The sequence below is a fragment of the Streptomyces sp. SID5910 genome, from assembly GCF_009862125.1.
GTDB lineage: Bacteria > Actinomycetota > Actinomycetes > Streptomycetales > Streptomycetaceae > Streptomyces.
Genome location: NZ_WWHX01000293.1, coordinates 1 through 11,278, shown reverse-complemented (window position 1 = coordinate 11,278; position 11,278 = coordinate 1). Strand labels below are relative to the sequence as shown.

Sequence of the window (11,278 nt, the reverse complement as noted above, 5' to 3'; positions counted from 1 at the left end):
GGGTGGGGGTATGGGAAATCCATCGGAGCAGGTCCGTGTCGTGGTTCGGCCCGCGGCGCTTGACGGGTCTCGGCGGGTCACCCTGGGTGAGGAGACGCTCGGGGTCGCCTCGCATCTCGACGACGTCGCCGAGATCCTGCGGCTGGCCGACCTGTATCTGACCGACGTCGCGAGCAGCGACCTCGTCGAGTGGCAGGGCGGCGGCCCGGACGAGTGGCCGGGGCTGCACGAGCACCACGACGCCTGAACGCGCGTAGGCGGGCCCGGCAGCGAGCACGACCCCCGGCACATGCGAGACCGCGCGCCGCCGTGACGGTCGCCGTCGTGGATCTGTACCTGCGCGGAGCCGCCGACGCCGGCCCTCCGGGCACCCTACGGGCCACGAGCACCGTGCCCGCCGCCCCGGTACCGCCGCCTGGACGAGCCGCTGAGCACGCGGCAGCTGACCCGGCACGCGGGCGTCCGCCTGGCTCTGGCCCTCCTACGGGTCCCCCTGGCCGACGCCGGGCTGCTGAGGTATCCGCCGCCGCGTGCGGGAGCTGCGGGAGCGGCATCCGCTGCCCGCGGGCCGGCGCGGCCTGCCGGACGCCGACAAGCTCCTCGCCGTCGTCCTGCACGACGCAGCCGCCCTCCGCGGGCATGCTGCGGCAGCGGAGGCGGAGGGGTCCAACTGACCCTCCCCCCCCGCACGGGAACGTGAAGGAGCGGCCCGCCCCCGAGGGGGTGGGCCGCTCCTCGCGTCCTACGAGGCCGGTCAGGCCTTGAGCGTGCGGATCGCCGTCGGGGCGTGCCCCGGCTCCGTGGCGACCTCCTCGAACTCCACGACGTTGCTGATGTCGTTGGTGCCCGACATGGAGATGTTGGTGACCCGCTCCAGGATCGCCTCGACGACGACCGGCACCTGGTGCTCCGCGGCCAGCTTCTTGGCCTGCTCAAGCGCCGCGCCCAGCTCGTTCGGGTCGGTGACCCGGATCGCCTTGCAGCCCAGGCCCTCGGCGACCTTGACGTGGTCGACGCCGTAGACGCCCAGCTCGGGCGAGTTGATGTTCTCGAACTCCAGGTTGACCTGGAAGTCGATCTCGAACGCCCGCTGCGCCTGGCGGATCAGGCCCAGGTAGGAGTTGTTGACCAGGACGTGCACGTAGGGGATCTTGTGCTGCGCGCCGACGGCCAGTTCCTCGATCATGAACTGGAAGTCGTAGTCGCCGGACAGCGCCACGACCTGCGCGTCCGGGTCGGCCTTGGCGACGCCCAGCGCGGCCGGGATCGTCCAGCCGAGCGGGCCCGCCTGGCCGCAGTTGATCCAGTGCCGCGGCGCGAAGACGTGCAGCATCTGGGCGCCGGCGATCTGGGAGAGGCCGATGGTGGAGACGTACCGGGTCTCCGGGCCGAAGGCCTTGTTCATCTCCTCGTAGACGCGCTGCGGCTTGATCGGGATGTCGTCGAAGTGCGTACGGCGCTGGAGGCTGGCCTTGCGCTCCTGCGCGGAGGCGGCCCACGCGGAGCGGTCGGGCAGCTTCCCGGCCGCCTTCAGCTCCTTGGCGACCTCGACGAACAGCTCCAGCGCGGCCTTGGCGTCGGAGGCGATGCCGTAGTCCGGGGCGAAGATCTTGCCGATCTGGGTCGGCTCGACGTCGACGTGGACGAACTTGCGGCCCGCCGTGTAGACGTCCAGCTTGCCGGTGTGGCGGTTGGCCCAGCGGTTGCCGATGCCGATGACGAAGTCCGACTCCAGGAACGTCGCGTTGCCGTAGCGGTGCGAGGTCTGGAGGCCGACCATGCCGGCGTTCAGCTCGTGGTCGTCGGGCAGCAGGCCCCAGCCCATCAGGGTCGGGACGACCGGGGTGCCGGTCAGCTCGGCGAACTCCACGAGGAGGTCGGCCGCGTCGGCGTTGATGACACCGCCGCCGGCCACGATCAGCGGGCGCTCGGCGGCGTTGAGCATGCCGATCGCCTTCTCGACCTGGGCGCGGGTCGCGGCCGGCTTGTAGACCGGGAGCGGCTCGTAGGTGTCGATGTCGAACTCGATCTCCGTCAGCTGGACGTCGATCGGGAGGTCGATCAGGACGGGGCCCGGGCGGCCGGAGCGCATGAGGTGGAACGCCTGCTGGAAGACGCCGGGGACCTGCGCGGCCTCCAGGACCGTGACCGCCATCTTCGTCACCGGCTTGGCGATGGAGGCGATGTCGACGGCCTGGAAGTCCTCCTTGTGGATCACCGCGGTCGGCGCCTGGCCGGTGATGCACAGGATCGGGATCGAGTCGCCGATCGCCGAGTACAGACCCGTGATCATGTCGGTGCCGGCCGGGCCGGAGGTGCCGATGCAGACGCCGATGTTGCCGGCGTGGGTGCGGGTGTAGCCCTCGGCCATGTGCGAGGCGCCCTCGACGTGCCGCGCGAGGGTGTGGTTGACGCCGCCGGAGGCCTTGAGCGCCGCGTAGAAGGGGTTGATCGCCGCGCCCGGCACACCGAACGCGTCGGTGACGCCCTCGCGCTTGAGGATCTCAACTGCCGCTCGGGCAGCGGTCATACGAGCCATCGAGTACTCCTGCTTCGGCTGTCGGATTTCACTCCCGGCGCGCCCCGCGGTGAGCAGATCCTTAGCTTTTCCGTATAGCGAAATTTGGTTTCTACGATCTGGAAGTAATGTAAGTGGACGGCCGGGGGCCGTCAAGAGACCGAGGCCGCCAAGACCCGGACAGGACGGGGGTGTCCGGAGGACGATGGGGGCCATGTCCGAGACGATCCCGGTGTGCTGCGCCGCCTGCGGGCGCCGGCACCGCTACACGGCACCGGCGTATCCGTGCGTGTGCGGCACGCCCGTCGCCCCGCCGCTGGATCCCCGCGGGACCCCGACGGTGGTCACCCGCCGGGCCTGGGACGAGGAGTGGATCGGGGTGCGCTGCACGGCCTGCGGGACCGAGAGCCAGTGGCCGCGCCCGGAGCTGGGCTGTCCGTGCGGGACGGTGCTGTGCGTGCCGGTGGACCGGACGGCCGGGGGCCGCACCGGGCGGCCCCCGGGCTCTCGGGTGCCGGCCCACCGGGCGGTGCCGATCCGCACGGCCCGCGACGCGGTAACCGCCGCCGTCCTGTACCTACGGGGCCTCGGCCACCGGGACGTACGCCGCGCCGACCAGCGGCCCCCGGCCGGGATCGGACTGGCCGCGCCGGGCATCGTGGCCCAGGTGGACCCGACGGCGGGCCCGGCGTCGGTGCGGGACGTGGAGTGCCTGTGGCTGACGGCCATGGCGGAGTCCGCGCGGGGCCTCTACTTCTCCCTCGCCGGGTACACCGACGAGGCCCGCACCCGCGCCGGGCTCCTGGAGGTCCCGCTGTTCGTCCTCGACCCCTCGGGCGCGGTCCGCCCCGTCAACGCCCCGGCCGTGACACTGGACGCCACGGCCGACTGAAGGCGCTGAGGCCAACACGCCTGCCGGACACGCCACTCGCTAGGATGTTCGTTCACGCCAGGCCAACGGGGAGGGGCTGCTGTGGCGGACGGGGGAAGCGGGGTCGTCACCGATCCCGGAGGCGTCATCCGGCACGTGTCGTGCGACGGACCCGCCGGCAGTACGACCAGCTCGCAGCGGCGCCGACGTTCCCGCAGGATCGCGGCTCGCCTCGTTCACCGCCGTTCCCATTCCGTGGCCTCGCACGCCGCTGTCTCGCCCCGCTCGGGCCGGCGACGCGCATCACAGACCTCGATCGGTACGGAGGATCCGATGGCTTGGGACGAATGGGAACAGATCAAAGCCGCGGTCGCGGCACGTCAGGACAACCACACGCAGTTGAACAGCGCGGGCGGCACCCCCGGCGGACCTGACCTCAAGACGAACGACCAGGGCAAGCAGAAGGCGATCAAGGCCCTCGTGGAGGCCATCCGCCCCGGTCTGGACAAGGCGGGGACCCATGCCGACGAGGACACCGACGCGGCGGAGCGAACGTTCACCGGCTGGGCGACCGGCTCCGGCCTCAAGGACGCGCACGATGAATGGGCCCTCCAGGTGAAGGGGCTGCAACAGCGCCTCGCCCACGACCAGGCCGCTCTGAGCAAGACGAAGAAGGGCTTCCAGTTCGTCGAACACGGCGTGGAGAGTGCCCTCTCACGTATCAACTCGCCCGGGCCAGGTCCGCACAGGGACGTCTGATCCCGACATCCCGCTCTGCTCGCGAACGCGGAGCGGCTTCAGCACCGAGGCTAGGGGGAAGCAGACATGCTGACGTACCAAGACGTGATGACCATCCGACTGGCCCCTCTCACGACGGCGGCCGTCTCGTGGGAGCAGATGGCCGACGGCTTCGAGGACCTGGGCGAACTGTACGGGGACCATGTTCAAGTCGTCGCCTTGGACGGTGGTTGGGTGGGGGTCAGCGCGGGAACCGCCGAGACTCGCTTCTCCGCGACGCGGAAGCAGTTCGACGCCGGTGCCGTCGAGGCACGAGCCATCGGGGGCATCCTGCGGGACATCCATGCGCAGTTCACCGAGCGCATACAGGCCGTGAGGAACCTGGTCGAGTCGGCCAGGGAAGCCCATATGCACATAGACGCCAAGGGGCAGGCGCACCTCGACCCGAGCAAGGCAAAAGACAGCGGAGGCGGCTTCATCTGGGACGCGGCCGAGCGCGCCATGCTGGAGGCCAGCTGGACTGCTGCCGTTGCCGCAGCCGTGCAATCGGTGGATGACGCCGACCAAGGCGCCAAACTGGCACTCAGGGATGCCGCCGGAATCAAGAACTTCTTCGAGGAGATGCTTGACAACGCCCGCGGCACCGGTCACGACTTCAATGCCGACGCGGTCGGAGACATCGAGGTCGTCGAGGCACGCGAGGCGAACAAGTACGCGGACCAGATCCTGGCGGGAGAAAAGCCTGACGACCCGGAGGAGTGGGCGCGACTGATGCGCGACAACTCCGGTGACCCGAGGTTCAGCCAGACGGTGCTCAACCACCTGGGCCCCGAGGGAACCATCAAGCTCACCAATCAGCTCAACACCTTCGCCTACGACTCGGACACGGGTAACAAGCAGCATTACCTGGGATCCGAGCAGGGGCTTGCCAACGCGCTGGCCACCGCCACGAAGGACCCGAAGTCCAAGTTCTACAAGGACTTCCATGCCGGTCTGAAGGAAGCCGGCATGAAACGGTACGAGTGGCAGGGCGAGAAGGTCCGCGGGTACCAGTCCCTCGTCACTCTGATGCAGCACGGCGAGGGGTACTCGGACCGCTTCATGCACGATCTCGGTGACGATCTGATCGCCGTCGAGAAGGCGGACAAGGGCGATGACAACTGGGATCTGCCCAAGGCGTTCGTCGCATCACGGGACGAGTGGTTCGCGAACGACCCCCTCGACGGCCTTCTCGGGGTCATGAGCAAGGACCCCGAGGCGGCGGCGGCCTTCCTCGACCCCGAGTCCGACCCCGACCCGGACGACGGGAAGAAGGAAGGCAACGACCGACTGGAGTACCTGACGAGGAAGCGGGACTGGGATGTTGTCGACGGACACCCCACCATGCGCAACCCGCACGACCCCGACAGCATCTGGGGCGACCCCCTTCGCGGCTCGGACATCGAGGACGCGCAGGGCCGGGCCGGGTTCGGCGCGGCGTTGGTGGCGGGAACGACGGGCATCGACCCGAACAACTCGGGCGGCGGCTTCGTCCAGCACTCCGAAGCGAACAACCGCGTGTTCGAGAACGCCCTGAAGCATCTTTCCGCAGAGGGCAACGACTTCCCGCCGAGCCTGCGCACGCCGATGGCGATGGTCATGGGCAACTACGGCGACGACGTACACGCGACGGCGAGCGCCCAGCTGGAGTCGCGCGCTCCGCTGGACCGCGGCGAGGTCCTCGAGGTGTCGAAGCAGATCTCACGCGACCGCTTCGCCTACTTCACCTTGCAGGACTCCATCAACCGGGAGATCGTCCACGACATCAATACCGGAGTGGGCGGCCATGAAGAGACGTGGAGAAAAGCAGGCCATACCATCGGATTCCTGGAAGAAGCCCGCTACCAAGGGCTGGCCGTGGATGCCGACGACGCCAAGAGCAAGGCTGCCTGGGAAGCCAAGATGGATTATCACACCTGGGGCGGTGTGGTGAACTTCATCCCGCAGGCAGGTGACGCCGCGCAGCGCGGCGTCGATGTCCTGACATCCAAGTGGCTCGAGGAAGAGACCGCAAGAATCAACGCAGGGCTGGCGTACGACAACACCGAGTCGTCCCTCGACCAGGAGAAGCGCGTCGCGGCCTTGGCCGACATTTGGCGGCAGGCGAACCCTGATCACATCGACGGCGATTCCCGAGACACCACGATATCCAAGATAAACGGAACTGTGAACGACGGAAACAGCACTGCGCGAGGTCTGGCAGGTAAGGGGTCATGAAACGTAGCCACCTTTGCGGCGTACTCGCAATTGCCGCTCTCCTCGCTTCCGGCTGCTCCAGCGACAAGCCGGGATACGACTATTCCATTCCCTCGCGAATGTGCGGCGTCGATGTCGACAAGTCTGCGGTGAAGCCACTCCTCCCTCCTGGGAAGGAGGGAAAGGCCACAGAAGTCGGGGCCAATGACTGGAAGCACCATACGTGCTGGGTGGTCGTCGACAAGAAGAGAGAGTTGGCGGTGTCGGTGGCACGCGACAGCGCAGTCGACGATGCCTCGAAATACGGGGAAGAGGAATACAAGAACTTCAGAAAGACTTCTCTGAATGAACCCGTGACGAGCGCGGGGATCGGAGATGACGGAGCCGTGGCGTGGATGAAGTGCCGGCCCAAACCAGGTCAACCCCAGGAAGAGATGCCTGACTTCCCGTATACGCACCTGGTGCTGAAGATCCATACCGCTGCCGAGATCGATCACCGCGCTGACCTGGAACGGTTCCTGCGTTCCTACATTCCGAACCTGACCGAAGCCTGGTGCACGTGAGGTCACCGCGCTAGTTGCCGTACGCCTCCCGTAGCTCGATCTTGCGTACCTTGCCGGAGACGGTCATCGGGAAGGCGTCCAGGTTCTGGACGCGGCTCGGGACCTTGTAGTGGGCGAGCTGCCCGTCGCAGTAGGCGCGCAGCTCCTCCAGGGTGAGCGGGTCGGCCGGGTCACGCGGGATGACGCAGGCGAGGACCTCCTCGCCGTAGCGCTCGTGGGGGACGCCGACGACCTGGACGTCGGCGATCTTCGGGTGGGCGTAGAGGAACTCCTCGACCTCGCGCGGGTAGATGTTCTCGCCGCCCCTGATGATCATGTCCTTGATGCGGCCGACGATCTCCACATAGCCGTCCTCGCGCATCACCGCGAGGTCCCCGGTGTGCATCCAGCGGCCCGGGTCGATCGCCTCGGCGGTCTTCCCGGGCTCCTCCCAGTAGCCGAGCATCACGCCGTAGCCGCGGGTGCACAGTTCGCCCGCGTCGCCGCGCGGCACGGTCACGCCGGTGACCGGGTCGACGACCTTGACCTCGATGTGCGGCAGGACCCGGCCGACGGTGCCGGTGCGGTGCTCCAGGTCGTCGTCCATGCGGGTCTGGAGGGAGACCGGGGAGGTCTCGGTCATGCCGTAGCAGATGGAGACCTCCTCCATGTGCATCTCGGCGACCACCCGTTTCATCACCTCCACCGGGCACGGCGAGCCCGCCATGATGCCGGTGCGGAGGGAGGAGAGGTCGTACGAGGCGAAGTCCGGGTGGTTCAGCTCCGCGATGAACATGGTGGGGACGCCGTACAGCGACGTGCACCGCTCCCGCTGGACCGCCTCCAACGTCGCCGCCGGCTCGAACGCCGGGGCCGGGATGACGATGCAGGCGCCGTGGGAGGTGGCGCCCAGGTTGCCCATGACCATGCCGAAGCAGTGGTAGAAGGGGACGGGCAGACAGACCCGGTCCTGCTCCGTGTAGCCGACCGTACGGCCCACCCAGTAGCCGTTGTTGAGGATGTTGTGGTGGGAGAGGGTGGCGCCCTTGGGGAAGCCCGTCGTGCCCGAGGTGTACTGGATGTTGACCGGGTCGTCGCAGCTCAGCTCGGCGGCGAGCGCGTCGACCCGCTCCTGCGGCACCGAGGCCGCGCCCGCCGTCAGCGCGCCCCAGGACGGGTCGCCGATGTAGACGGTCTCCCGCAGCGCGGGGCACCGGCCGCGGACCTGGTCCACGATCGCCCGGTAGTCACTGCTCCTGTGGGCGAGGGAGGCGACGAGCACGCTGATGCCGGACTGCCTGAGCACGTACTCCAACTCATGTGCCCGGTAGGCCGGGTTGACGTTGACCATGATGACGCCGATGCGGGCGGTGGCGTACTGGACGAGGACCCACTCGGGGCAGTTGACCGCCCAGATGCCGACCCGGTCGCCCTTGGTGACGCCCTTCGCCAGCAGTCCGCGCGCCACCTCGTCGACGGCGGCGCCGAACTCGGCGTACGTCCAGCGCCGGCCGGACGGCACGTCGACCAGGGCCTCACGGCCGGGGTGCGCGGCGATCGCCCGGCCGAGGTTGGCGCCGATGGTGTCGCCGAGGAGGGGGGTCTCGCTGGTGCCGTGGGCGTAGGACGGGGCGGTCGACGGGGCGGTCATCGGAAGTCCTCCTCGCGGTACTCGTCCTGGGAGCCCGCCGCCGTGGCCTCGCGCAGCTCGATGCGGCGGATCTTGCCGGACACGGTCTTGGGCAGCTCGCCGAACTCCAGCCGGCGCACGCGCTTGTACGGGGCGAGGACCTCGCGGGAGTGCTCGAACAGCACCTTCGCGGTGTCCGGGCCCGGCTCCCAGCCCGCCGCCAGGACGACGTACGCCTTCGGCACCGCGAGCCGCAGCTCGTCGGGGGCCGGCACGACCGCCGCCTCGGCGACCGCCTCGTGCTCCAGCAGGGCGCTCTCCAGCTCGAACGGGCTGATCTTGTAGTCGCTGGCCTTGAAGACGTCGTCGGCGCGGCCGACGTAGGTGAGGTAGCCGTCGGCGTCGCGGGCGCCGATGTCGCCGGTGCGGTAGTAGCCGCCGGCCATGGCCTCGGCGGTGCGGTCCGGGTCGCCGTGGTAGCCGGTCATCAGGCCGACGGGGCGGGCCGACAGGTCGAGCGCGATCTCGCCCTCCTCGGCGCCGGGAGCACCGGTGACCGGGTCGAGGAGTTCGACGCGGTAGCCCGGGCTGGGGCGGCCCATGGAACCGGTCTTCAGCACCTGGCCGGGGCTGTTGGACACCTGCACGGCGGTCTCGGTCTGCCCGAAGCCGTCCCGGATGGTCACGCCCCAGGCCCGGCGGACCTGCTCGATGACCTCCGGGTTCAGCGGCTCCCCGGCGGCGACGACCTCGCGGGGCGGGGTGGCGAGCTGGGACAGGTCGGCCTGGATGAGCATCCGCCACACCGTCGGCGGCGCGCAGAACGTCGTCACCCCGGCCCGGTCCATCTCGGCCATCAGCCGGGCCGCGTCGAACCGGGTGTAGTTGTGCAGGAAGACGGTCGCCTCGGCGTTCCACGGAGCGAACAGGTTCGACCAGGCGTGCTTGGCCCAACCGGGCGAGGAGATGTTCAGGTGCACGTCGCCGGGCTTCAGGCCGATCCAGTACATGGTCGCCAGGTGCCCCACCGGGTACGACACGTGGGTGTGCTCGACCAGTTTGGGGCGGGCGGTCGTACCCGAGGTGAAGTACAGCATCAGCGGGTCGTCGGCGGCGGTGGGGCCGTCCGGGGTGAAGCCGGCGGGGGCCTCGGCGGCGTCCTCGTACGGCTGCCAGCCTGGGGCCGGGGCCTCGGTGCCGCCGACCGCGATGCGCGTGTAGTCGCCGGGCACGTCGTCGAACTTGCCGGTCTCCTCGGAGCGGGTGATCACATGCCGCACCCGGCCCCGGTCGACGCGGTCGCGCAGATCGGCGGGGCCGAGGAGGGTGGTGGCCGGGATGACCACGGCGCGCAGCTTCATCGCCGCGAGGGCGGTCTCCCACAGCTCGACCTGGTTGCCGAGCATCACGAGGACGCGGTCCTCGGCGCGGACACCGCGCTCGCGCAGCCAGTTCGCCACGCGGTCGGAACGGGCGGACATCTCCGCGAAGGAGACCCGGACCTCGGAGCCGTCCTCCTCCACGATGTGCAGGGCCGTGCGCTCGTTGCCCTCGGCGATGACGTCCAACCAGTCCAGCGCCCAGTTGAAGGCGTCGGGGCGGGGCCAGGTGAAGCCCTCGTAGGCGGTGGCGTAGTCCGCGCGGTGCTCCAGCAGGAAATCGCGCGCGCTGCGGAACAGTTCGGTCGCCGTCGTCATCTGTCCTCCTCGGTGCCGGACCATTGCCGGGCGGCTCTCTGCCATCGTGTAATCCGTGATGCAGGTCTCACTACCCCCGAACGGGGGTGTGCGCGACGGAACGGGCCGCGAAGGAGTGAGCGCAGTGACGGTGGACGCGGCTGACGTGGTGGAGATCCGCGGTGCGCTGGTGCGGCTGCGGCGCGGCACCGGGCTGCCGGTCGCCTTCGGCGGGCTGGTCGAGTCCGGGCGGCGGCGGGTGCGCATCAGCGAGCTCAGCGGCACGGCGACGGCCGCGCTCAGCGCCCTCGTGGTCAGCTCCGGCAACGGGCTGGGCGGCAAGGCGGTCGCGCTGTCCCGGCCGTGCGCCGTCACCGACTACTCCGTCTCCCGGCAGATCAGCCACGAGTACGACCTGCCCGTCGCGGCGGAGGGCCTGCGGTCGGTGGTGGCGGTGCCGGTGGTGGTACGGCGCCGGGTGCGCGGTGTGCTCTACGGCGCCCTGCGCACGGCGCAGCCGCTGGGCGACCGGACGCTGAGCGCGGCCGTGGAGGCGGCGCGGGACGTGGAGCAGGCGCTGCTGCTGCGGGACGAGGCGGGCGAGCTGCTGGCGGCGGCCCGGCCGGAGCGGGCCCCTGCGGGGGGCGGCGCGGCGTGGGAGCAGGTGCGGGAGGCGCATGCGGCGCTGCGGGCGCTGGCGCCGAGGATCGCGGATGCGGCGCTGCGGGAGGAGTTGCTGCGGGCGTGCGGGATGCTGACGGGCGGCTGCGCCGGGCAGGGCGGCGGGGTGCGGCTCGCTCCGCGGGAGGTGGACGTGCTGGCGTGTGTCGCCGCGGGGGCGACGAACGCGGTGGCCGCGGAGCGGCTGGGGGTGGGGGCGGAGACGGTGAAGGGGTATCTGCGGTCGGCGATGCGGAAGCTGGGGGCGCGGACGCGGGGGGAGGCGGTGGTGGTGGCGCGGAGGGTGGGGTTGCTGCCGTAGCCGTCCGGCGGGTGGGGGGCGTTCGGTGCGGTTGTCGGTCGGGTGCGGGTGTGTGGGGGCTTGGCGCGCAGTTCCCCGCGCCCCTT

Annotated in this window: 10 protein-coding genes; 7 read left to right on the top strand and 3 right to left on the bottom strand. The window is 70.0% G+C overall.

The window, feature by feature from the left end:
* Positions 1 to 10 precede the first annotated feature (10 nt).
* Both GTW67_RS10190 and GTW67_RS10185 read left to right on the top strand, forming a co-directional pair.
* A complete protein-coding gene (locus tag GTW67_RS10190) occupies positions 11 to 247 on the top strand; it encodes a hypothetical protein (RefSeq protein WP_161164477.1) in 237 nt (78 codons plus the stop codon).
* Positions 248 to 530: 283 nt separating this feature from the next.
* On the top strand, positions 531 to 674 hold the full coding sequence (locus GTW67_RS10185; RefSeq protein ID WP_161164476.1) for a hypothetical protein: 144 nt from the start codon (positions 531 to 533) through the stop codon (positions 672 to 674).
* 80 nt (positions 675 to 754) lie between these two features.
* Here the strand turns inward: GTW67_RS10185 and gcl are convergent, their stop codons facing one another.
* Positions 755 to 2,539, bottom strand: a complete 1,785-nt coding sequence (gene gcl, locus GTW67_RS10180; RefSeq protein WP_161164475.1) for a glyoxylate carboligase — start codon at positions 2,537 to 2,539, stop codon at positions 755 to 757.
* A 184-nt stretch (positions 2,540 to 2,723) separates the two neighbouring features.
* Here gcl and GTW67_RS10175 point away from each other — a divergent pair, with 184 nt between their 5' ends.
* From GTW67_RS10175 to GTW67_RS10160, 4 genes are all read left to right on the top strand, one after another.
* The gene (locus GTW67_RS10175; protein ID WP_161164474.1) at positions 2,724 to 3,410 is read left to right on the top strand and encodes a hypothetical protein; all 687 of its coding nucleotides are present in this window, start codon (positions 2,724 to 2,726) and stop codon (positions 3,408 to 3,410) included.
* Between the two features lie 312 nt (positions 3,411 to 3,722).
* Positions 3,723 to 4,148 (top strand): hypothetical protein, encoded by a 426-nt coding sequence (locus GTW67_RS10170; RefSeq protein ID WP_161164473.1) that lies wholly within the window; start codon positions 3,723 to 3,725, stop codon positions 4,146 to 4,148.
* A gap of 87 nt (positions 4,149 to 4,235) precedes the next feature.
* Complete coding sequence (locus GTW67_RS10165) at positions 4,236 to 6,383, top strand: DUF6571 family protein (RefSeq protein ID WP_237518770.1); 2,148 nt, start codon at positions 4,236 to 4,238, stop codon at positions 6,381 to 6,383.
* The gene (locus GTW67_RS10160) at positions 6,380 to 6,925 is read left to right on the top strand and encodes a hypothetical protein (protein WP_161164471.1); all 546 of its coding nucleotides are present in this window, start codon (positions 6,380 to 6,382) and stop codon (positions 6,923 to 6,925) included. Before GTW67_RS10165 ends, GTW67_RS10160 begins: the two co-directional genes overlap by 4 nt.
* A 10-nt stretch (positions 6,926 to 6,935) precedes the next feature.
* Here the strand turns inward: GTW67_RS10160 and GTW67_RS10155 are convergent, their stop codons facing one another.
* Together GTW67_RS10155 and GTW67_RS10150 are read right to left on the bottom strand one after the other, a co-directional pair.
* Positions 6,936 to 8,555 (bottom strand): AMP-binding protein, encoded by a 1,620-nt coding sequence (locus GTW67_RS10155; protein WP_161164470.1) that lies wholly within the window; start codon positions 8,553 to 8,555, stop codon positions 6,936 to 6,938.
* Positions 8,552 to 10,231, bottom strand: a complete 1,680-nt coding sequence (locus GTW67_RS10150) for an AMP-binding protein (RefSeq protein WP_161164469.1) — start codon at positions 10,229 to 10,231, stop codon at positions 8,552 to 8,554. Before GTW67_RS10150 ends, GTW67_RS10155 begins: the two co-directional genes overlap by 4 nt.
* A gap of 124 nt (positions 10,232 to 10,355) precedes the next feature.
* Between GTW67_RS10150 and GTW67_RS10145 the strand changes: the two genes are divergently transcribed.
* Positions 10,356 to 11,192, top strand: coding sequence for a LuxR C-terminal-related transcriptional regulator (locus tag GTW67_RS10145; RefSeq protein ID WP_161164468.1), 837 nt, complete (start codon positions 10,356 to 10,358; stop codon positions 11,190 to 11,192).
* The last annotated feature ends 86 nt before the right edge of the window (positions 11,193 to 11,278 follow it).

What these genes read in the sequence shown, in the direction of transcription:
- GTW67_RS10190 (WP_161164477.1), top strand. Translation starts at nt 11, where the DNA reads ATGGGAAATCCATCGGAGCAGGTCCGTGTCGTGGTTCGGCCCGCGGCG.
- gcl (WP_161164475.1), bottom strand. Translation starts at nt 2,539, where the DNA reads ATGGCTCGTATGACCGCTGCCCGAGCGGCAGTTGAGATCCTCAAGCGC.
- GTW67_RS10175 (WP_161164474.1), top strand. Translation starts at nt 2,724, where the DNA reads ATGGGGGCCATGTCCGAGACGATCCCGGTGTGCTGCGCCGCCTGCGGG.
- GTW67_RS10170 (WP_161164473.1), top strand. Translation starts at nt 3,723, where the DNA reads ATGGCTTGGGACGAATGGGAACAGATCAAAGCCGCGGTCGCGGCACGT.
- GTW67_RS10165 (WP_237518770.1), top strand. Translation starts at nt 4,236, where the DNA reads ATGACCATCCGACTGGCCCCTCTCACGACGGCGGCCGTCTCGTGGGAG.
- GTW67_RS10160 (WP_161164471.1), top strand. Translation starts at nt 6,380, where the DNA reads ATGAAACGTAGCCACCTTTGCGGCGTACTCGCAATTGCCGCTCTCCTC.
- GTW67_RS10155 (WP_161164470.1), bottom strand. Translation starts at nt 8,555, where the DNA reads ATGACCGCCCCGTCGACCGCCCCGTCCTACGCCCACGGCACCAGCGAG.
- GTW67_RS10150 (WP_161164469.1), bottom strand. Translation starts at nt 10,231, where the DNA reads ATGACGACGGCGACCGAACTGTTCCGCAGCGCGCGCGATTTCCTGCTG.